We start from the raw sequence: 20021 nt of genomic DNA, 5'->3' as shown, positions 1-20021 counted from the left end.
GCGGCCCCGCCGGACCCGACGGTCCGGCGGGGCCGCCGACGTGTACCCGGGCCGTCACACCGACCGGTTGCCGGCTCACGCCCACGGGTCTGCGCCCGCCCGCCACTGCTCGACCCACTCCGCGAAGCCCTGTACCCCGGCGCCCGGAAGCGGGGCCGCGCCGACCTCGGACACCGCCCACACCTCCCCGCGACGGGGCCCGGTCGTCACCAGCAGCCAGAAGACCGGGCCCTCGTCGCAGCCGAGGACCACCGATCCGTGGGTGAACACGGCGGCGACGCGCGGATCGTCGGCGGCGGTGGCCCCGTCGTCCTCCCACGGCCAGGCGGCCTCCAGGGGGAACGGTTCGCCCGGCAGGCGCGGTCCCAGGTCCGGCCAGGTGTCGGGCAGCCATCCCAGCGGCTGGAGACCCCCGTCCTCGGGCGGTCCGAGGCCGCTGCCGTTGCCGATCCCGGCGATGAAGGTCCGGTAGGGCTCCGGAAGCGTCACGCCGTTCCCGGCCTCCCACGCGGCCACGCCCTCGTCCCCGAGCGCCGGCTCCCGCCACTCCGGCGCGAACGCGGAGCGGAGTGCGGCGAGTACGGCCTCATCGGGGCGCCCGGCCTCAGCGGAGTGCCCGGCCTCAGCGGGGCGCCGGTCGAACATGCCGGTCATGGGGGCATGCTCGCAGAGGCGTCCGACATCGCGACCCGAGGCCCGCAGGGGCGCCGCCCGCCCCGGTGGACGAGGAGCACCGGGCGCGGCGGCCCCACGTCCGGACGCGCCGACGCGGAAGCCCCGCCCCCGGCCTGTCGGCGGGGGCGGGGCGGGTGTGGCGGGAAGAGCGGGCGCGGCGGGCTCAGCGGCTGAGTCGCCCGTGCAGGACCAGGGCCCGGCCGAGCGCGACCAGGGCGGCGACGCACGCCACCGTACGGGCCGTGTTGGACAGCACCCAGGTGTCCTCGAAGCGGGCCCGCACCGCCGCCAGGTCGGCGATCGACGCCGGGTCCCCGGCCTGCGCCAGCTCGTTGTTGAGGGGCACGTTGACGCCCATGGTCAGTCCCAGCGCCACCGTGTACAGCACCAGCGCGGCCAGGATCCACGGGACCACCGCGTGCCGCCCGGCCCGCCGCTCCAGCCAGGCGGCGACCGCCGTCGCCACGAAGGCGCCCAGGAACACCAGGCCGAACACCCCGTTCTCGATCGCCTTGTTGATGTTCTGCATCACCGTCACGTAGGAGCGGTCGTCACCCTTGGCCAGCCCCGGCATCACCGACACGCTGAAGGCGAACAGCAGACCCGCCATCAGGCCCATGGCCACGGTGGCACCCAGGAGCACCCGCCCGCCGAGGGTGGACGCGGTCCGCGAGGCGGCGGGGGCGCCGCCCTCCCCGCCGGGTGCGGAGGCGGCGAAGGTGGTGGTCCGGTCGGTGCTCATGCTGTTCCTTCCTCGGGCGCGGTCACGGCGACCGCCGGTGGGGCCAAGTCACGTGCGTGGTGCGGTGATCGGTGACGCGGGGTCGGTGCTCAGACGGTCCAGACGCCGGCGGCGGCCGCGTCCCGGGCGTACCGGGTGAAGTCCTTGGGCGCCCGGCCCAGCGCCCGGAACACCCCGTCCGTCACACTGGCGTTGCGCCCGTCCAGGATCGAGGTGAACAGGTCGGCGAACTCCCCCGGCAGTCCGGCCTCCTGAAGGATGGCACGGAACTCCTCCGGCCGCAGCGGTACGAAGCGCACCTCCCGTCCCATCGCCCCCGACAGCTCCGCCGCCACCTCGGCGAAGCCCAGCAGCCGCGGCCCGGTCAGCTCGTACACCTCACCGTCGTGGCCCTCGTCCAGCAGCGCCGCCACCGCCACGTCCGCGATGTCGTCCGCGTCCACGAACGGCTCGACCGCCGCGGCGACCGGCAGCGCCAACTCGCCCGCCAGCACCGGCTCCAGCAGGAAGCTCTCGCTGAAGTTCTGGTTGAACCAGGCACAGCGGACGACCGTCCAGCCGGTGCCGGCCTCGCTCACGGCCTTCTCGGCGGCCAGCGCCGCCTCCTCGCCGCGGCCCGACAGCAGCACCAGCCGGCGCACCCCGCGCTCGGCCGCCAGCCGGGCGAAGTCGCCGACCGTCTCCACCGCGCCGGGGAAGGCGAGGTCCGGGGCGTAGGCGAGGTACGCGGCGTCCACGCCCTCCAGCGCCGGCCCCCAGGTCGCCCGGTCGTCCCAGTCGAACGGGATCTCGGCGCTCCGCGAGCCGATCCGCACCCGGGCGTCCCGCGCGGCCAGCCGCTGCGCCACCCGGCGGCCGGTCTTGCCGGTGCCGCCGGTGACCAGGACGGTGGGGGCGGCCCCGGTGCCGGCGGCCTGCGTGTTCTCTGCGTTCTTCGTGTTCTCCGTCATGACCACCAGTCAAGTCCACCGGCCCGGCCGCGACCATGGTCGTGGATCTCACCCCCATGCGAGATCGTCCACGATCGCGGCCGGGAGGCTCCGCGCGGGGTCAGCCGCAGAGCGTCGGCCCCTGCTCGGCGAGGACGGTCTCGGCGAGCGACTTGAGCGCGGACTTGAACGGGGTGACGTCGGCGCCGGGCTCGGGCATCTGGTCGGAGCCGAGGAACACGCTGACGTGGACCACGCGGGTGCGGTCCTTCGGGCAGTAGTCCACCATCATGCCGGTGGTGGAGGCCGAGACTGCGCCGCGGCCCAGGAGGTACGCGGGCTGCGCCTCGTCGTCCGTCGGCGGTCCGACCGTGTCGGCGGGCATGGCGATGGCGAGGACGTGGACGGCCTCCTTGCCGTCCACGGTGACGTCGCAGGACACCTGCTTCCCCGGCTCGTCGCTCTCCCCGCGTTCCTCGACGCCCGGCCGGCCCTTGGGCAGCAGGACGTCGAGCGGCGAACCGGCCTTCCGGGGCAGGCCGCACAGGGTCTGCACCGGCCCGCCCTCCTCGTCCTGGGCCGTCAGGTACAGCCCGACCCCGACCGCCACGGCCACCGCCACGGCGACTGCGCCCAGCAGCGGCCCCCACCGGCGGCGCGGGGCCGCCGGGGCCTCACGCCCGTCGGTGTCGGCCACGACGTCCGGCCCGTCGGCATCTATCCCGGTCACTCGTCCGCACTCCCCTCGAAACATCAAGATCGCCGGCGAAGCGTAGTACGTGGGGTGAGCCGGTGGGTACGAATATCAGCCGGAACGTGGTCCGGATCGATCCAGGGAGGCCCGATGGAGGCGTGGACGCTGCCCGCGGCGGACGAACTGCCGGCGGAGCTGGCGGAGTTGGGCGTACCGTTCGAGGAGGTGAACGACCTGCTGGCACTGCGGAACCGGCTGACCCGGGACACCGCCCTGCGGGCGGCCTTCGACGAGGCCGTCACCGCGGAGGCCGCGGCCGTCGGCACCCTCGGCCGGCCCTCCGCCCTCCCGGCCGGCTGGCCGCCGGACGGGCTGGACGAGCGGGAGGCCCGGCAACTGGCGACGCTGCTCTTCGTCGCGCTGGCGCCGCGCACCCGCGCCCTGCACCGCACCCGCGGCATCGCCCCCGAGGTCACCCGGCACACCCTCGCCGACCTGGGCCGGCAGATGGCCGCCGGCCGCCGCCGGGACGGCGACGCCGGGCTGCGCAACCCCTCCTGGATGCGCCACGTGTTCCGGGGGGAGCTGTACCAGCTCGGCCGGCTCCAGTTCGAGCGGCGCAGACTGACCGGCACGGAGGCGGCGGCCCTGGCGGACGCCGGGTTCGGTGGGTTCGGCGGGTGGAGCCTGGCCGTGCACATCCCCGGCTTCCACGGCCCGCTCGACCCCGCCGCCTGCGACCGGGCGTTCGCCCTGGCCAGGGGGTTCTTCACCCGCCACTACCCCGAGGAGCCGTACGGCACCTTCTGCATCCACTCCTGGCTGCTCGACCCCCAGCTCGCCCGCTACCTGCCCGCGGACTCCAACATCCTGCGGTTCCAGCGCCGCTTCACCCCGCTGCGCCCGCTCGGCGAGCCGGAGGACGACAACCCGCTCGCCTTCGTCTTCCGGGACCCGGACCTCCCGCTGGAGGAGCAGCCGCGCGACACCGTCCTGCGCCGGGCGATCGCCGGGCACCTGCGCGACGGCGGGCACTGGCACGTGGCCGCGGGGTGGTGCCCGCTCGCGGTCGACGGCTGAGCGGTCGGCGGCCTCCCGGGGGCGGGCGGCCTCCGGGCTGGCGGCCTCCCGGGGGCGGGCGGACGGGACGCACCGAAAACCGGTGGGTCCCGACCGCTCCCCCGGAGGGCTCCGCGCGGCTATCCTCGGCCGGACCGGCCACGGGCCAGTCCGGCCGGCGCAGCACAGCTCAGCCCCCGGAGGACGTCGTGTCCCGTGCCGCCACCGCAGTCAGCCAGCCGTCCGAGCCGGGCGCCACGCCCCCGGCCGGGCCCGTCCCCGCGCCGGAGCCCGCGCCGGAGCCCACTCCGGTGACCACGCGGGACGAGATCCCCGGCTGGTTCTTCCGGCTCGACCAGGAGGCCTTCGCGCACCTGCTGGCGGGCCAGAGCGCGGCCGGCACCACCGGTGACCTGCTGGAGCTGGGCAGCTACCTCGGGCGCAGCGCCGTCCTGCTCGGTGACCACCTGCGGCCGGGCGAGACCCTCACGGTCTGCGACCTGTTCGACTCCGAGGCGGGCGACGCCGACAACGCGGCGGAGATGGTGATGTCGTACCGCCGGACGCTCACCCGGGCCGCCTTCGAGGCCAACTACCTGGCCTTCCACCCCGAGCTGCCGGTGATCGTGCAGGGGCCGACCTCGCTCCTCGCCGACGGGCGGATACCCGCCGGCAGCTGCCGCCTCGTCCACGTCGACGCCTCCCACCTCTACGAGCACGTCGCCGGTGACATCCGGGTGGCGCGGGCGGCCCTGGTCGAGGACGGCCTGGTGGTGCTCGACGACTACCGCTCGGAGCACACGCCGGGCGTCTCGGCGGCGGCCTGGGAGGCGGTGTTCACGGGCGGGCTGCGGCCCGTGCTGCTGACCCCGATGAAGCTGTACGGCACCTGGGGCGACGCGGAGGCACTGCGGAGCCTGCTGCTGGAGCGGGACTGGCAGGCCGCCGGGTACGCGCTGGACGTGGACACCATCGCCGGGGCGACGGTGCTGCGGCTGAACGAGCTGCCGCCGTCCGCGCCGGCCCGGCCGAGCCGGTCGCTGCCGCGCCGGATCGCGCTGGACCTCCTGCCACCGGCGGCGACCCGGGCGACCCGGCGGCTGCTGGCGGAGCTGCGGAGGCGGCGGGCGGGGCGGTAGGCGGGGCGGTAGGCGGTACGAGCGGGGCCGGCCCGGAGTTTCGGGCGCGGCCGGCCCGGGGCTCTCCGACGGACGGAAAACCGGGTGCCCCGTGACGTGCCGTCGGCTAGCCTCCGGCGGATGAGTTGGCTTCCCCTTGATTTCGTCCACCCCGTCCGGGTCGAGCTGCCCGGCGGACACCACCTGCGCCCGATCCGGGGCACCGACACCGATATCGACTACCCCGCGGTGATGGGCTCGCGCGAGCGGCTCTGGTCCATCTACGGCAAGGCCTGGGGCTGGCCCCCGGCCTCCATGACGTACGAGCAGGACCTGGAGGACCTGATCCGCCACGAGAACGAGATCGCGGCGCACGAGTCCTTCAACTACGCACTGCTCGACGACGCCGAGACGGTGCTGCTCGGCTGCGTGTACATCGATCCGGCGCGGAAGGCCGGATTCGACGCCGAGATCTCCTGGTGGGTGGTGGACGACCGGGTCGGCACCGCTCTCGAACGGGACCTCGACGCACTCGTCCCCCGCTGGATCGCCGAGGACTGGCCGTTCGAGCGGCCGGCGCTCATCGGCCGCGAGATCTCCTGGGAGGACTGGCTGGCTCTCCCCGACGGGGACTGAGGCGCTCCCTCTCGCTCAACCCTCCGTCCACGAACTCCTGATTCCCGGGCAATAGTCATACGGATATCCCTCGAAAGGGCTTAATTCCCGTAAAGATTTGCCCACGGAAGATTAAAGCGCGCATAGTGATACGGGATCAGCCGGGCCTGGGACGCACCACGTTCGGGCAGCCTCCCGCACTGTCGCGCCGGTCGGCGCTTCCACGGCCGAGCAGGAGACCACGACCTTGAACCACGGACCCAGGACCCTCGACCACGGCCGCCGGCTGCGCGAGGCGATCGCCGCCCCGGGCACCACCCCGCTCATCGGCGTCCACGACATGTACTCCGCCTCCATCGCGGCCGGTCACTACGACGGGATGTTCGTCTCCGGCTTCGGGTTCGCGGCCTCCTACTACGGCCTGCCCGACATCGGGTTCATCGCCTGGCCGGACATGGTCGCGTTCGTGGAGCGGCTGCGCGGCGCCTTCCCCGAGCACCACCTGCTGGTCGACATCGACGACGGGTACGTCGACCCCGAGGTCGCCTGCCACGTGGTGCGCCGGCTGGAGCGGACCGGCGCCTCCGGGGTGATCCTGGAGGACCAGAAGCGCCCGCGCCGCTGCGGCCACGCCGACGGCAAGCGGGTGCTCCCGCTCGACGAGTACCTGGAGAAGCTCGACCAGGTCCTCGCCGCGCGGACGGACCTCGTCGTGGTCGCACGGACCGACGCCACCGAGGAGGGCGAGATCCTCCGGCGCGCCGAGGCCCTGGCCACCACCGAGGCGGACGTCGTGCTCGTCGACGGGGTGCGCAGCGAGGAGTGGATCCGCCGGATCCGCCGGGTGGTCGGCGACAAGCCGCTGCTGTTCAACCAGATCGCCGGGGGCAAGTCCCCCCGGCTGTCGCTGTCGGAGCTGACGGCGCTCGGGGTCGACGTCGCCATCTACAGCACCCCGTGCCTGTTCGCGGCCCACCAGGCCATGGACGAGGCGCTGGCCGGGCTCAAGGTCGCCGACGGACGGCTGCCCGTCGGCACCCCCGAGCTCCCGCAGATCGGGGTCGCCGAGTCAACCCGGCTGCTGGAGCGCAACCTCACCCGCCCCCGAGAGACGGTGACGGCCTGAGCCCCGGGCACGGCCGAGCACCGGAGCGAGCACCCCGCGGGTAGCGGGTGGCGGCCCCTGCCCAGGGCCGCCGACGGCTGCGGCAGAATCGGACGTCATGAGCGCGAACACCGATCCCGCCGTCCTCTATCCCGATGTCGCGGCCCACGGCGGCCTCGGTGCGGCACTCCGCGCGGCGGCCGAGGCGGGCGGTCTCACCGTCCCCGTCGAGTCCTCGGAGTCCCAGCCTCTGGGCGGTGCCACGGTGATGAGCCCGCTGGCGCACCGCAGGCCCCTGTCCATCAGTTCCTGGGCGGCCGAGCGGCGGTGGTCGATCCGCGGCGAGGAGTCCTTCCAGGGCATGGCCCTCGTCGAGGGCTCCACCGACGACCTCGCGCAGCTGGCCCGGGCCGCGCACGCGTGGCACGAGGGCGCGGCGTTGGAGGACATCCCGCGGGCCGCGCCGTTCGTACGGCTGACGGGCCGGTTCGAGGTGCCCGACCAGGACCTCGCGCGGCTGACCGAGTCCGAGTGGCACCACCTGCGCATCGAGGCGGAGGAGCAGGGCGCCGCCTACCGGGCGCTGATCGAGGCCGCGTACGCCGAGCCGGTGCTGCGCGGGCTCTTCCCGTTCACCAGCCACTGGGTGCTGAGGTTCTCGACGTCCACCCGCCCGTTCATGACGGCCGTCGGGCCGTGCCTGTTCGCCTCGGGGGTCGACCGCTACCGGGTGTGCGACGACATCCTGGGCGAGCACGTCCTCGACGTGGCCACCACCCCCGAGAAGGCCGTGGCCGCGGCGCTGCATCACCTGCCTGCCCGCCTCGGACCGATCACCTCGGGCGCCGTCCGCCCGAAGAGCGGCTGACCGGAGAGCGATCGACCGGAGAGCGATCGACCGGACAGCGACCCGGGGCCCGCCGGGCGAGGCCGACCGGCAACCAGACACCGCCGCCATCGGGCTCGGCTACGCGGGGCGCGCGGTCTGCCGAGGCGCGGTGACGGCGGAGGCGAAGGAGGTGTCGGCCATCGCCTCCCTCACCGTGTTGCTGGAGCTCCTCTGAGCCGTACTCCCCCGCTGCGGCCCGGTCAGCGGTCGGCGGTGATACGGAGGTTGGCGAGCAGGGTGGCGCCGTCCGGGCTGGTGGCGAGGACGCGGCCGCTGCGGTGCCAGTAGGTGACCGCGTCCGCGTGGCGGCGGAGGTGGACGGGGGTGAGGCCGGCGGCCGGCGCGCCCGGGGCGCCGGCGGCGGGGAAGACCGCCGTGAAGGACGGCGCCTTGGCGCCCCGGCCGGCGTGCAGGCGCAGGTCGGTGTCGGCGGGGGCGGCGAGCGGCGTGGTCAGCGCCCAGTGGTCGCCGTCCACGAGCGGCGAGGTCAGGGCCGCGCCCGCGAACAGCTCGTCGGGCGTGTACTCGCCGATGAAGCGGAGCGCCGTCCGGCCCTGACCGCCCTCCGGAGCCGGTTTCCGGGTGGTGGCGAGCAGCTGCCCACCCGCCAGCGTGCTGAACGGGTCGACCGTGCCGTCGGCGCCCTCGATCTCCTCCCGGCCCAGCGGGAGGCGGGAGCGCAACTCCCAGCCGGGCAGATCCCAGCGCCAGCGTTCCACCAGCGGGGTGCCGACATGGGTTCCGGTGACCACGACGGCCGAGCACCGGCTCGGCGTGCGGCTCACCCCGCCGAGGACGCGCTGCCCTCCGGGCGTGTGGGCGCCGCCCGGCTCCCGCCAGGTCACGGTGGGGCGGTCGGCCAGGGTGTCGAGGACGGCGATCCCGTCCTCGTCCTGGGTGATCAGCAGGCGGCCGTCGAAGGACGGGACGATCTGCCGGGTGCGCAGGGTGGCCCAGCGGCGTACGGCGCGGGTGGCGAGGTCGAGTCGCGAGACCTCCTGGACGCTCCCGTAGTCGGCGACCAGCAGGGCGCAGCCGCCGTGGTCGGCGAGGACCAGCCGGTCGGCGGGGACGTCCCAGCGGGCGCGGGTGCGGCCGTCGGGGGTGAGCAGCCGGACGCCCGCCTGTCCGCAGGCGATCAGCAGCGAGCCGGACGCCAGCAGGGCGGCGTCCAGGACGGGGAGTGTGCCGGGCCGGTCGGCGGCGACGATCTCGGACCGGGCGGGGGCGGCCGCATCGGCCGCCCGGGCCCCGGTGGCGGCCGTGGCACGCCGGGGTCGGGCCAGGTCGGCGGCGACCAGCGGGTCGGCGCGGCCCACCAGCTGGTCGAAGAGCCGCCGCCCGACGGCGCTGCCGACGGAGTCGCCGAAGCCGCGGTCCCGGACGGCGGCGCGGGCGGCGGCGGTGGCGAGTTCACGGTCGGTGGCCCGGTCGGCGCCGGGCAGCTCGGCGAGCGCCGCGACCAGCGCGGAGCGGCCGCCGGCCACGCCGCTGCCGGCCACCGCGCCGGCGTCGGCCGCGCCGTCGAGGATCGCCAGGGCGAGGTTCCGGGTGGCGTCCCCGGCGCCGAGGGCGAGCAGGTGGGCCAGGGCGCGGCCGCGGTCCGGGCCGCCGAGGGCCACCGCGTCGCGCAGGTCGGCGGCCACCGTGGGGCGCAGGGTCTCGTCCGGCCAGACGGCCTCGACGGCGCCGAGCCGGTCGCCGGCCTGCCGGCGGTGGTCGGCCCAGGCGAGTCGCAGGTCGCGGGCGGCCGCCGGGTCGGTGGCCGTGAGCCGTTCGACGGCGGGGGCGAAGGCGGCGCGGCGGTGGGCGGTCTCGACGGCGCGGGTCCGGTCGCCGGCCCGCCACCAGAGACGGACGACCAGATCGGCGGGGAGGTCACGGCCCTCGGCCAGTTCGGCGGCCTGGGTGGTGCGGCCGTGCCGGTCGAGCAGGGCGACCGCCTCGTCGGGTGCGGTGAGCAGGTCGGCGAGGACGAAGGCGGCCTCCTCGATCCGGCCCTCGCGTTCCAGGGCCTCGGCGGCCCGCCGGTAGAGCTCGGTCAGATGCTGGTGGACGGTGGGGCCGGAGAGCACCGAGGCGCCGCCCGGCACCGAGGGACGCGGGGTGGGGCGCAGCGCTCCGGTGTGCCGTGGGGGCAGGCCGAGGTCGAGCCACCCGGGTCGGTCCCCTCCGGAGCCGTCGGCGAGGTGGATCGCGTCGCGCAGGGCGTCCTCCCAGCGGCGCTGTTCGAAGGCCCGGGTGAGCCGCTGCAGGTAGCGGGCGTGGCGGCCGCGGACCAGGTGCGCGGCGGGGGTGCGCAGGGCGAACCGGGCGAGCAGTCCGCGCAGCGGGCGCCGCCGGGGCCGCGAGGGCTTCGACGCGCCCGCGTCACCGGCCGCGCTCTCCGCACCGGCACCCGCCCCGCTCCCCGAGCCGGTACCGGCACCGGCACCGGCTGCGGGCAGGGCGCCGAGCAGTCGGGGGCCGAGCGCCCAGGCGAGGCCCGCCGCGACGGCGACCGCCAGCAGCGGACGCCACCCGGTCGAGCCCTCGGGCGCGTGGTCGCGGACCGCCCGGCCGAGCAGGACCAGCGCTCCGAGGAGGACCACCACGGCGGCCGCCACCGCGAGGACGGAGGAGATCACGGCCGGGATCACCCTCGGCCGGCGCAGGCCCGGCCGGACGGACGACCCGCGGCCGGACGGGCGCCGACGCCGCCGGGCCCGCCAGGGCCGGCGGCCCGGCGTCTTCCCCTCGCTGCCCGGCCCGTCCTCGTCCGTCCCCGGCATGCCGAGCAGCCTGCGGGCCGCCTCGGAGCGCGGCCCGACGCCGGCCGCCGCGCGCAGGTCGGGCCGCGCGGGCCGCGGCACGCCGTCCTGGAGGACCTCGGGTTCGGCCGGGGTGCCGACCGGGCCGAGGTGGTGCACGGTGAGGCCGCGCGGGTCGAGCCAGCCCGCCGGGTCCAGCCGCGGCAGTTCGGCGGTCCGGTGCCGGACGGCGCGGCCGCCGACGGTCCGGACGAGGTGCCCGGCGGGTACCTGCGAGTCCGGTGCGGGGCCGGCGGGGGTGCCGAGGGCGAGCAGCGCGCCGTCCGCCCGGAGCACCGGCAGGCCGGGGGCCCGGTCGGCCCGGACGGTGACCGGTTCGGGCAGGACCAGCAGCCAGGCGCCGTCCGGCAGCGCGCGCAGCTCGGCACCGTCCTGCCACCAGGTCAGGACCCGCCCGGCGGCCTCGGGCACACCGGTGACGGGGACGTCCAGGACGAAGCCGGCGGCGTCGACGGTGGCCCGGAACGCGCCGCGCCCGGCCGTGCGGGCGGACTCGGCGGTGCTCACCGCTCGCTCCCGATGTGGTGGTGGACCCGGCCGGTCTCGGCGTTGCCGATCACGACGCGGTCGGCGGACGGGGTGGTGGCGATGAGGGGGTGGAGCGGGTGGACGGCGGGCCGGCCGGTGCCGCCCGAGAACCGGCTGAGGGTGCGCACACCGGTGGCCCGGACGGCGCGCACCATCCGGCCGCTGCGGCTGCAGGTGATCAGGGTCGCCTCGCCCAGGTCGTGGACCACGCCGACCACCTCGGCGTCCTCGCGGATGGTGATCCGCGGGTGGTCGCCGTTGCGGGTGCGGAGGTACCAGGCCCTGCGGTCGTAGGTCCAGGCGAGGGCGTCCCCGCCGTGCACCAGGTCGACGGCGCTCGCCGTCTCCGGTGGCAGCGGGCCCTTGTACAGCCGGGGTTCGCGGGCGCGGTCGAAGGGGCGGCCGTCGCGCCCGGTGACGGTCCGGCCCTCGTCGCGGACGTCGCCGTCGGGGCCGATCCGCCACCAGCGCCCGCCGAGCGGGCAGACCAGGTCCGTCCCCTCCAGCAGGACGGGCAGCGGCGGCAGGGTGAGCAGTTCGTCGAGCAGCGCGTCGTCGAGGCCGAGCGTGGCACGGTCCACCCGGTACGCACCGGGTTCGCCGAGCGGTCGGCCGCTGACGTACGGGAGCAGCTCGTCGCCGCGGACGTACAGGGCGATCAGGCGCCGGCCGTTGCGTCCGGCCGCGACGAGGGGGCCGGGCAGATCGTGGCGGCGCGGCCGGACGACGCTGGTGTCCCGTGCCTCACCGGAGGTCAGGTTGACGGCGATCAGGGTGGCGGGCCTGCGGCCGCGGGAGAGCAGGGTGCGGGCCCTGGTGGTGAAGGCGGGCCGCGCCTCGCCCAGGACCTCCCCCGGCAGTTCGACGACGCCCGGGGGCACCCGCCTGAACCCGGCGCCGCGCAGCGCCCGTACGGCGATGTCGGTGGCGGGCAGCGGCAGTTCGACCGCTGCGGCGGCCGAGGCGGCGCCGGGGGTCGGGCCCACCCGGACGGTGACGTGGGTGGCGCCGTCCTCGCTCCACCGGCTGGGCCGGGCGGTCAGCAGCCGTGGCCGGCGGGCCGCCCCGGCGGTGGACGGGCCGGCGGTGGACGGGCCGGCGGTGGAGGTGGACGGATCGGCGGCGAGGCGGGCGGCCAGCTGCTCCGAGGTGAGCACCCAGACCTGGTCGGCGGCGTCGGCCTCCCGCTGGGCGCCCGCCACGTCGGCCGGCGTGGGATCGTCCCCCCGGCGGGCTTCGAGCCAGGCGGGCAGCAGGTCGGCGAGGTCGGTGCCGAGCCAGGTCCCGGGCGGGTCGCCGAGGATGCCGACGCGCAGCTCGGTGCCGCGCGCGGCGGCCCGGCGGTGCAGGACGAGCAGGGCGGCGAGCTGGACGAGGCGTCCGGCGCCGGCCGTGGTGGGGCCGTTGTCGGCCAGGACGACGATCCGGCCGCGGGGCGCGGGGGCACGGAACTCGGGTGCCAGGTGGAGGAGTTCACGGTCGACGAAGCGGCGCAGGAACTCGTCCGGGAACTCCTCGGCGAGCAGCCACTCGGAGGGCAGCAGCTGGTCCGGACGGCCGCTGCGGGTGAGTCCGCCGTGGCCGTCCGGAGCGCCCCCGGGGTCGGTGGCGGGCTCGTCCTCGGTGACCAGCGTGTCCAGGCGGCGCAGCAGCGGGCCCAGGGCGGTGGCCAGTTCGGGGGTGAGCGCGGCGAGGGTGGCCGCCCAGGGGGCGAGGGCGGTGGGCAGGACGGCGGTCATGCGGGTCGGCCTTCGGTGTCCGGGCCGCCGTCCCCGCCCGGGCCGGCACCGTCCGGGCCGGCGCCGTCCGTGAAGCGGGTCAGCGCGGACGGGTCGGTGGCGGGCGGCGGCGGGTCGGCGACCAGGGCGTGGCCGGGGAGCAGGACGCACAGCTGGCCGTCCCGCGCGCCCAGCGCCGTCCGCCAGAGCGGCGCGGCGGGCCGGGGGCGGGCGGTGGTGGGGACCAGCAGGCCGTCCTCGCGCCCGAGGTAGCGGGCGCCGGCGGACCACGGCAGGTCGGCCGGTTCGCCGAGGACCAGCAGGGCGCGGTCGTCGGCGAGCACGCCGAGCCGCGCGCCGGCGCCGATCCGCTCGCGGGTGGCGGCGGCCAGGGCGGGGACGTCCGTGTCGAGGGCGAGCACGGCGGCGACCGGCAGCGGCGGCTCGCGCCGCTCCCAGTTCAGCGCGAACGACGGGCCGGACGACGGGGATCCCGGCTGCGAGGCGGACGGCGGCAGCTCCGGGTGCGGCGGGCTCACGTCGGCGAGACCGCCGCGACCAGCGCGGTGCGTATGCCCGCCAGCACGGCCGGCAGCTCGTCCGCGGCGAACCCGGCGTCGATCTCGCGCAGCGCGGCCTCCAGCCGCAGCCGCGAGTCGCGGCCGTCGGGCAGGGCCCCGTGCTCGGCGAGCAGGGCGGCGCCGGAACGGGCGAGCCGTTCGGCGCGGGCGAGCGTGCTGCGCGACAGCTCCTCGGCGGCGTTGACCAGGCTGCGGTTGGCGGACTTCTCGATCAGGTCGGCGAGGGTCTCGCGGGCGAGCGCCTGGGTGTCGGCGGTCGGGGCGATCAGCGGCAGCACCCACAGGTCGCGGGCCGAGGCGGTGTCGCGTCCGTCGAGCACGGCGGCGGCCGCGACCAGCCGCTGCGAGCGGACGGCCCGCCGGTCGCTGACCGGGACCCCGGCCGAGCGCAGCCGGCGCAGGGCGGTGCCGAGCAGCGGGGTGACCTGGTCGAGGTCGCAGGCGCGGGCGGCGACGGCCAGGCGGTCGAGGCCGCCGAGCAGGTCGCCGTCGGCGGCGGGGAGGGCGGTGGCGGGCCTGCGGCCGGCCTCCAGCAGCTCCTCCAGCCGGGCGTCGGCGACCGGTTCGACGAAGATCCGGGCGAGGAAGCGGTCGGCGACGGCGGCCAGCGCCGGGTCCTCGGGGAGGTGGTTGGCCGCGCCGACGCAGACCCGCAGGGGGCTGGCGAGGACGGTGCCGCCGCGCCGGAAGACCCGCTCGTTGAGCAGGCCGAGCAGGGTGTTGAGGACGGCGGTGGAGCCGAGGAACACCTCGTCCAGGAAGGCGATGTCCGCCTCGGGCAGCATGCCGGCGGTCTCGAACTCGACCCGGCCCTCGCGCAGGCGCCGCAGGTCGACCGGTCCGAACAGCTCGTTGGGCTCGGTGAACCGCCCGAGCAGGTACTCGAAGTAGCGGCCGCCGAGCTGACCGGCGACCCGCCGGACCGCCTCGGACTTGGCGGTGCCGGGCGCGCCGACGACCAGCAGGTGCTCCCCCGCCACCGCGCAGAGGGCGACCGTCTCGGCCACGGTCTCGCGGTCGATCAGCCCGTGGCCGGCGGCGGCCACGGCGGCGCCGATCAGTTCGGCGTCGGCGGCGAGGGCGCCGGGCCCGTCCTGCGGGTCGGCGGCGGCGGTTCGAAGATCGGTCACGAGCACCGGAGTCTACGGTCCGCCCGCGGACGCCCACCAACGGGTTATCGATCACACGCGCGGGCGCCGTCGTATGCTCACCTGCCGCCCGGACGCGCCGGCGGCCGGTACGGGTGAGGGAGTGACGCGGTGTACGGGACGGAGCCGGGGCCGGCCGAGGAGTTCGCGGCGGCGGTCGGCGCGCCGGCGATGGTGCTCTCGGCCGCGGAGGACGCCGCGTTCACCGCGCTGAGCCTGGACCGCTTCGCCGCCGTCGGCTCGACCCGGCTGGACTGGCGGGGCGCCCGGGTGCTCCGCCGCGTCGAGGACTTCGACGCGACGGCGCTGCGCGGACTGCTGGCGGAGCTCGCCGCCCCGCAGGAACTGGCGGTGCTGTTCTGGGGCAATCTGGCCGTGCCCTCGGTGGCCCTGGACGCGGCCCGGCTGGCGGAGCACGCGGAGGCGCTGCTGGACGCCTGCGGCCGGGAGTTCTGGGTGTTCCTGGTGGACAGCGGGGTCCTGATCGAGTTCCAGGACGGCGCGGGCCTGACGGCGGGCCGGCCCCCGGCCCGCTGACCGCCGGGGTCCGTGGGGCGGCGGCGGGCGCGGCGGGGCGTCGCCCGCTCGGGTCAGCCCGGGCGGCGGGGGCGGCGGGGGCCTGGGATCTTCGGAGCAGCGGCCGTGCCGCTGGGGCCCGGTGTCGTCGCCGCCCGGCGGCGACCCCTCGGGACCCGCTGACCCCGATGACCCACAAGACGCCCGACCCGTCGAAGACCCCCCGACCCGCCCGAAGAGCCCGACCCGTCCGAAGACCCTGACGCCCGAAGACCCTGGAGGCCCCGGAATGTGGGACGCTCCCCCTGCCGCCGCTCCCCCGCCCGGTGTCGGCGAGTTCCTGCCGGTGCTGGACCTGCCCGAGCCGGAGCAGCAGAACCGGCTGACCGTACTGCTGCGGCTGCTGCTGGCGATCCCGCAGTTCATCGTGGTGTGGGTGCTGTCCGTGGTGGCGTTCGTCGTCGCCGTGATCGGCTGGTTCGGCGCCCTGGTGCTGGGCCGGCTGCCGGAGTTCGCCGCCACCTACCTGTCCACCTACCTCGGGTACGAGACCCGGCTCACCGGTTACGCGATGCTGACGGTGGACCGCTACCCGCCGTTCGCCTTCCACGCGCCGGAGTACCCGCTGCAGATCGCGCTGAAGCCGGGCACCCTCAACCGTCTGGCGGTGTTCTTCCGCTTCATCCTGGTCATCCCGGCCGCGATCATCCAGAGCGTGCTGCTGACCGGCTGGTGGGCGGTGTCGTTCATCAGCTGGCTGGTGGTGCTGATCCTGGGCCGGATGCCGCGGCCGCTGTTCGAGGCGACGGCGGCGATCGTGCGCTACCGGCTGCGGTACCAGGCGTACTGGCTGATGCTCTCCTCCGCCTACCCGAAGGGGCTGTTCGGCGAGGACGAGCGGGAGCTGCTGGGCGGGCCGGTGCCCGGGTGGTCCGCGATGGGCGGGGCGGGGTCCGCGACCCGGCCGCTGGTGCTGAGCGGGGCCGGGCGCGGGCTGCTGGTGGCGTTCATCCTGATCGGGTTGCTGGCCTCGGCCACCTCCTCGGTGACCGGCTGGTGGACCGACGACGACGGCCGGTCCCCCGCGGTGACCGGCCCGCCGCGGCCCGGCCCGGCCGGCGGCTGAGCGACGGTGAACGGGCCGGGGCCCCGCGGCGTACAGCGCCGCGGGACCCCGGCCCGTGAGGGGACCCGCCGGGATCAGAAGGCCGGGATCAGAAGGTCAGGTTCCAGGCGTCGATCCTGCCGGTGTCCGCCGAGGCGATGTCGCGCACCCGCAGCTTCCAGGTGCCGTTGGCGACGCTGGACGAGGCGTTGACCGTGTAGGTCTTGGCGACGTTGTCGGTGCCGTCGCTGTCGGTGAAGTCCTCCAGCACGCGGACGGTGCCGTCCGGCGCGACCAGGGAGATCACCAGGTCGCCGCGGTAGGTGTGCTTGATGTCGACGCCGACCTTGAGGGTGGCCGGGGCGTTGCCGGTGACCCCGCTGACGGTGATCGCGCTCTCCACCGTGGCGTTGTCGTTGATGGTGACGTCGGTGAGGTTCTCGAAGTACTTGCCGGGCGGCGGGGTGCCGCCGACGGCCTTGAGGGCGTCGACCTGGCCCTCGCCGAAGAAGGCGTTGTTGGCGGTGGTGCCGGTGCAGCGGCTGTCCGACGGGCAGGCGACGTCGTTGGCGTCGGAGGCCAGGCGGGCGCGGAGGTCGGCGGGGGTCAGCGAGGGGTTGACGCTGAGCATCAGGGCGGCGACCCCGACCACGTGCGGGGTGGCCATCGAGGTGCCGTTCTTGTTGCCGTACTTGCCGCCGGGCAGCGTGGAGTAGACGCCGCTGGCGCCGTCACCGCCGGGGGCGGCCACGTCGATGACGCTCCGTCCGAAGTTGGAGTACGAGGCCTTGACGTTGCCGCTGCCCATGGCGGCGACGGTGACCACGCCCGGCAGCTCGGTCGGGATGTCGATGCAGGCGTTGGTGATGGTGCGGGTGACCGGCGTCGAGTCGTTGGGGCTGGTGGTGTCGGTGGTCTTGTTCGCCAGGTCGTAGTTGGAGTTGCCGGCGGCGGCGATCTGGAGCGAGCCCTTGCCCTCGGCGTAGGCCTGGGCGCGGCGCACGCCCTCGATGATGGCGGCCTGGTCGAGGTTGTCGGGGCAGTTGAACGCCCACGGGTCGGTGTAGTAGCTGTTGTTGGTCAGCTTGAAGCCGTGGTCGCCCGCCCACATGAAGCCGCAGACGGTGTTCTCGGCGAAGAACAGCGTGGAGGTCGGCTCGGCGATGCGCACCGAGGCGATCTTGACGCCCGGGGCGACGCCGACGACGCCCTTGCCGTTCTTGGCGGCCGCGATGGTGCCGGCGACGTGGGTGCCGTGGGTGTCGACGTCCCGCCAGGCGCCGGTGCGGGCGTCCGGCTTGCCGTAGGCGCAGGAGACCGAGTCGGCGGCGTTGAAGTTGGGCGCGAGGTCCTGGTGCTGGTCGTCGACGCCGGTGTCGAGGACGCCGACCTTCACGCTCGACGAACCGGTGGTGACGGCCCAGGCCTGGTCGGCCTTGATCTGGGTCATGTCCCAGCGGTTGGTCTCGGTGAGCGTGGTGGCCGACTGCGCCGGGTTGGCGGGCAGGGCCGGGTTGTAGGCGTCCGCCGGGACGTCGGAGGTGCGGGTGGCGCCGACCTGCTGGACGCCGCTGACGCCGCGCATCGTGGCGGCGAAGGAGGCGGAGGTCGAGTGGGCCACCAGGACGCCGATCGCGTCGTAGGCGGCGAAGACGCTGCCGCCGTTGGCGGTGATCGCCGAGCGGACGGCGGTGGTGTCGCCGGGGGTCGTGATGACCAGGTAGGCGCGGGTGCCGGCGGCCCAGGCGCTGCCCGCCGAGGCTGCCGCGGACGACCCGGCCGAGGCGGCGGACCCGGCGTCGGCGGGGGTGGCGGGGGCGGCGACCGCGAACGAGGCGGGCACCGCGAGCGTCATGGCCGAGGCGATGGCCATCGCGGCCAGGGGGCGTGCGAACCGCCGGGATATCAGGGGTGACAAGTGCGTCCTCCGGGAGCACCGGGCGCTGTTGGCGCGCCGATCGATCACCCGTTCGTGGGGCGAACGGGTGTAAGGGGGTGGACGCAACATGCCAGACCACCGGGTGCGCGGGGAAGACTTTTCGCGTGACTATTTGTCACAAGCGCGTCAACTTTTGCGCACCCGGTGGTCCGGCGGTCGTACCGGATCGGGTCAGGTCAGCTCAGTGATCGCCCAACCCCCCGGTCAGTCGGTCAGGTTGACCGGACGGTGGGCGTGGTACCCGTCGCCGGACCGCAGGCCGTAGGTGTGGGTCTTGACCCGGGTGCCGACCTTCCCGGCCTGCTCGTAGGCGACGTAGGAGGTGTGCTTGGCGTCCGTCCAGTGGTCGAACATGACCACGTGCCGGCGGTTGGAGCTCTTGCTGTCGGCCTTGATGACCAGGTCGCCCTGGCGCAGGGCGTCCATGGAGATGGGCCTGGTCCAGCCGTCGTTCTTCAGCTTGACGGTGTTCGGGGCGGGCTTGGGCAGCTTGAGCGCCATCGACACGAAGCCGGAGCAGTCCTGACGGTAGCCGTCCTTCCAGTTCTTCTTCTGGCTGTACGGGACGGGCTTGCCGTTGTTCGCGGTGAGCCAGCCCTTGGCACGCTGGATCGCCTCGTGCCGGGTGACCTTGGGCGCGGAGACCCGCAGGTCACCGGCGGCGCGCCGGTCGCCGCCGGACTGCTGCGCGTCGAGGACGGTCACGACGGCCGGGGCCGGCGGGACGGCCTCGGCGGCGGCCGGACCGGTCAGGGCCAGCGAGCCCAGCAGGGCGGTGGCGGCGAGGGCGGGGACGCTCCAGCGGCGGATGCGGTTCATGGTGGTTCCTCCTGAGATCTCTGATCTGCGATGAGTGGTGATGGGTGCGTGGTGGCGGGTGAGTGGTGACGGGCCGACCGGCGGTCAGCCCAGGTGCGCCAGGCGGCGCAGGGCGGCGCGGTCGCCGTGGAAGACGTTCGCGTCGACCTTGGTGCCGACGCCCGGCACGGGTCGGTGGTCGGAGTACTGCCAGAAGTCCCAGCCCCGGCCGCCCGGCAGCGGCCGCGGCGGGGTGTCGCCGTAGCGGGCGAGCCAGACCCGGTACCCGCTCAGCGCCTCGGTGCCGCCCAGGCACTCGTCCACGAAGGTGCGGCGGGTGTAGACGAGCGGCGCGCTGCCGGTGGCCCGCTCGACCCGGTCGAGGAAGGCCTTCACCTCGGCGAGCTTCAGCCGGTGGCCGCCGCGCTCGCACTGCTCCAGGTCCAGGACGGGCGGCAGCTCGCCGGGGTGGGTACCGGTGAAACCCTCGCGGCGCAGCACGTTCACGAAGTGGTCGGCCTGGGCGGCGCCGCCCTTGTCGGCGGTGAAGAAGTGGTAGCCGGAGCGGATCAGGTCGACCGAGCGGGCGCCGGCGAGGTCCCGGGCGAACCAGGGGTCGGTGAAGTCGGTGCCCTGGGTGGCCTTGAGGAAGACGAAGGACTGTCCGCCCCTGGCCACGGCGGGCCAGTCGAAGGGCCTGGTCTCCCGTTCGCCGTGGTCCCCGTGGTAGGTGTCGAAGCCGCGCACGGTGTAGGCGTCCGGGCCGGCGGCGCGGGGGTCGGCGCCGGCGACGGAGGGGCCGAACAGGGTGGTGCCCAGCGAGGCGGCCAGGGCGGCGGCCATGGTGACCGCCCTGAGTGCGGCGCGGAGGCGGGGGCGGGATCGCGGATTCACGGGGTTCTCCTCTGCTGTGGTTCCCGAGGGGTGTGGTTCCCGGGGATGGCGGGATCCGGCCTGGCGGTCCGTCACCCACCATCACCATCGCCGGGCCGCCGCCCGGGGTGAACCGGTTGCCGGTTGTCGTCCGGGCCTGGCATCACGACAACCCCTCT

At 75.7% G+C, this 20021-nt stretch carries 18 protein-coding genes; 7 read left to right on the top strand and 11 right to left on the bottom strand.

Translation table 11 applies throughout. The features are described 5' to 3' along the window. Positions 1-75: 75 nt before the first annotated feature. The 4 genes from ACWEQL_RS14965 to ACWEQL_RS14950 all read right to left on the bottom strand — a co-directional run bounded on the left by ACWEQL_RS14965 (position 76) and on the right by ACWEQL_RS14950 (position 3076). Complete coding sequence (locus tag ACWEQL_RS14965) at positions 76-654, bottom strand: SMI1/KNR4 family protein (RefSeq protein ID WP_452150653.1); 579 nt, start codon at positions 652-654, stop codon at positions 76-78. 184 nt (positions 655-838) lie between these two features. After that, positions 839-1417 (bottom strand): anthrone oxygenase family protein, encoded by a 579-nt coding sequence (locus tag ACWEQL_RS14960; protein ID WP_452150652.1) that lies wholly within the window; start codon positions 1415-1417, stop codon positions 839-841. An 89-nt stretch (positions 1418-1506) separates the two neighbouring features. Further along, positions 1507-2367, bottom strand: coding sequence for an NmrA family transcriptional regulator (locus tag ACWEQL_RS14955; protein WP_452150651.1), 861 nt, complete (start codon positions 2365-2367; stop codon positions 1507-1509). A gap of 100 nt (positions 2368-2467) precedes the next feature. After that, the gene (locus tag ACWEQL_RS14950) at positions 2468-3076 is read right to left on the bottom strand and encodes a hypothetical protein (protein ID WP_452150650.1); all 609 of its coding nucleotides are present in this window, start codon (positions 3074-3076) and stop codon (positions 2468-2470) included. 114 nt (positions 3077-3190) lie between these two features. Here ACWEQL_RS14950 and ACWEQL_RS14945 point away from each other — a divergent pair, with 114 nt between their 5' ends. From ACWEQL_RS14945 to ACWEQL_RS14925, 5 genes are all read left to right on the top strand, one after another. Further along, the gene (locus ACWEQL_RS14945) at positions 3191-4120 is read left to right on the top strand and encodes an acyltransferase domain-containing protein (RefSeq protein WP_452150649.1); all 930 of its coding nucleotides are present in this window, start codon (positions 3191-3193) and stop codon (positions 4118-4120) included. 290 nt (positions 4121-4410) lie between these two features. Next, positions 4411-5238: a class I SAM-dependent methyltransferase gene (locus tag ACWEQL_RS14940; protein WP_452150648.1), complete on the top strand. Its 828-nt coding sequence runs from the start codon at positions 4411-4413 to the stop codon at positions 5236-5238. A 120-nt stretch (positions 5239-5358) separates the two neighbouring features. Then, positions 5359-5853, top strand: coding sequence for an N-acetyltransferase (locus ACWEQL_RS14935; protein WP_452150647.1), 495 nt, complete (start codon positions 5359-5361; stop codon positions 5851-5853). A 226-nt stretch (positions 5854-6079) separates the two neighbouring features. Beyond that, positions 6080-6958 carry an isocitrate lyase/PEP mutase family protein gene (locus tag ACWEQL_RS14930; RefSeq protein ID WP_452150646.1) on the top strand — a complete coding sequence of 293 codons (879 nt, stop codon included), beginning with the start codon at positions 6080-6082 and terminating at the stop codon, positions 6956-6958. A gap of 97 nt (positions 6959-7055) precedes the next feature. Further along, positions 7056-7805, top strand: a complete 750-nt coding sequence (locus ACWEQL_RS14925) for a DUF6193 family natural product biosynthesis protein (RefSeq protein ID WP_452150645.1) — start codon at positions 7056-7058, stop codon at positions 7803-7805. A gap of 221 nt (positions 7806-8026) precedes the next feature. On the opposite strand, the gene ACWEQL_RS14920 is transcribed toward ACWEQL_RS14925, so the two are convergent. The 4 genes from ACWEQL_RS14920 to ACWEQL_RS14905 are packed head-to-tail and all read right to left on the bottom strand — an operon-like array spanning position 8027 to position 14593. After that, a complete protein-coding gene (locus tag ACWEQL_RS14920) occupies positions 8027-11143 on the bottom strand; it encodes a bpX6 domain-containing protein (protein ID WP_452150644.1) in 3117 nt (1038 codons plus the stop codon). Beyond that, on the bottom strand, positions 11140-12903 hold the full coding sequence (locus ACWEQL_RS14915) for a hypothetical protein (protein ID WP_452150643.1): 1764 nt from the start codon (positions 12901-12903) through the stop codon (positions 11140-11142). Before ACWEQL_RS14915 ends, ACWEQL_RS14920 begins: the two co-directional genes overlap by 4 nt. After that, positions 12900-13421, bottom strand: coding sequence for a bpX5 domain-containing protein (locus ACWEQL_RS14910; RefSeq protein ID WP_452150642.1), 522 nt, complete (start codon positions 13419-13421; stop codon positions 12900-12902). The genes ACWEQL_RS14915 and ACWEQL_RS14910 overlap by 4 nt, the downstream gene beginning before the upstream one ends. Beyond that, positions 13418-14593: an AAA family ATPase gene (locus ACWEQL_RS14905; protein WP_452150641.1), complete on the bottom strand. Its 1176-nt coding sequence runs from the start codon at positions 14591-14593 to the stop codon at positions 13418-13420. The genes ACWEQL_RS14910 and ACWEQL_RS14905 overlap by 4 nt, the downstream gene beginning before the upstream one ends. Positions 14594-14722: 129 nt before the next feature. Here ACWEQL_RS14905 and ACWEQL_RS14900 point away from each other — a divergent pair, with 129 nt between their 5' ends. Together ACWEQL_RS14900 and ACWEQL_RS14895 are read left to right on the top strand one after the other, a co-directional pair. After that, positions 14723-15148 (top strand): hypothetical protein, encoded by a 426-nt coding sequence (locus tag ACWEQL_RS14900; RefSeq protein WP_452150640.1) that lies wholly within the window; start codon positions 14723-14725, stop codon positions 15146-15148. A gap of 268 nt (positions 15149-15416) precedes the next feature. Then, positions 15417-16253: a DUF4389 domain-containing protein gene (locus ACWEQL_RS14895; protein WP_452150639.1), complete on the top strand. Its 837-nt coding sequence runs from the start codon at positions 15417-15419 to the stop codon at positions 16251-16253. Between the two features lie 88 nt (positions 16254-16341). On the opposite strand, the gene ACWEQL_RS14890 is transcribed toward ACWEQL_RS14895, so the two are convergent. The 3 genes from ACWEQL_RS14890 to ACWEQL_RS14880 all read right to left on the bottom strand — a co-directional run bounded on the left by ACWEQL_RS14890 (position 16342) and on the right by ACWEQL_RS14880 (position 19863). Continuing rightward, complete coding sequence (locus ACWEQL_RS14890) at positions 16342-18105, bottom strand: S8 family peptidase (protein WP_452150638.1); 1764 nt, start codon at positions 18103-18105, stop codon at positions 16342-16344. Positions 18106-18375: 270 nt separating this feature from the next. Then, a complete protein-coding gene (locus ACWEQL_RS14885) occupies positions 18376-18990 on the bottom strand; it encodes a hypothetical protein (protein ID WP_452150637.1) in 615 nt (204 codons plus the stop codon). Between the two features lie 84 nt (positions 18991-19074). Next, entirely contained in the window at positions 19075-19863 is a 789-nt protein-coding gene (locus tag ACWEQL_RS14880; protein ID WP_452150636.1) for a glycoside hydrolase family 25 protein, read from the bottom strand. Between the last annotated feature and the right edge of the window lie 158 nt (positions 19864-20021).

This window comes from Kitasatospora sp. NPDC004240 (assembly GCF_053603215.1).
Note: the sequence above shows the minus strand (reverse complement) of the source record. Positions and strands in the feature narration are given on the sequence as shown.

Bases quoted from the DNA above. Each gene is read 5' to 3' on its own strand.
- ACWEQL_RS14960 (WP_452150652.1), bottom strand. From the start codon at position 1,417: ATGAGCACCGACCGGACCACCACCTTCGCCGCCTCCGCACCCGGCGGG.
- ACWEQL_RS14885 (WP_452150637.1), bottom strand. From the start codon at position 18,990: ATGAACCGCATCCGCCGCTGGAGCGTCCCCGCCCTCGCCGCCACCGCC.
- ACWEQL_RS14935 (WP_452150647.1), top strand. From the start codon at position 5,359: ATGAGTTGGCTTCCCCTTGATTTCGTCCACCCCGTCCGGGTCGAGCTG.
- ACWEQL_RS14955 (WP_452150651.1), bottom strand. From the start codon at position 2,367: ATGACGGAGAACACGAAGAACGCAGAGAACACGCAGGCCGCCGGCACC.
- ACWEQL_RS14965 (WP_452150653.1), bottom strand. From the start codon at position 654: ATGACCGGCATGTTCGACCGGCGCCCCGCTGAGGCCGGGCACTCCGCT.
- ACWEQL_RS14890 (WP_452150638.1), bottom strand. From the start codon at position 18,105: ATGGCCATCGCCTCGGCCATGACGCTCGCGGTGCCCGCCTCGTTCGCG.
- ACWEQL_RS14915 (WP_452150643.1), bottom strand. From the start codon at position 12,903: ATGACCGCCGTCCTGCCCACCGCCCTCGCCCCCTGGGCGGCCACCCTC.
- ACWEQL_RS14895 (WP_452150639.1), top strand. From the start codon at position 15,417: ATGTGGGACGCTCCCCCTGCCGCCGCTCCCCCGCCCGGTGTCGGCGAG.
- ACWEQL_RS14925 (WP_452150645.1), top strand. From the start codon at position 7,056: ATGAGCGCGAACACCGATCCCGCCGTCCTCTATCCCGATGTCGCGGCC.
- ACWEQL_RS14945 (WP_452150649.1), top strand. From the start codon at position 3,191: ATGGAGGCGTGGACGCTGCCCGCGGCGGACGAACTGCCGGCGGAGCTG.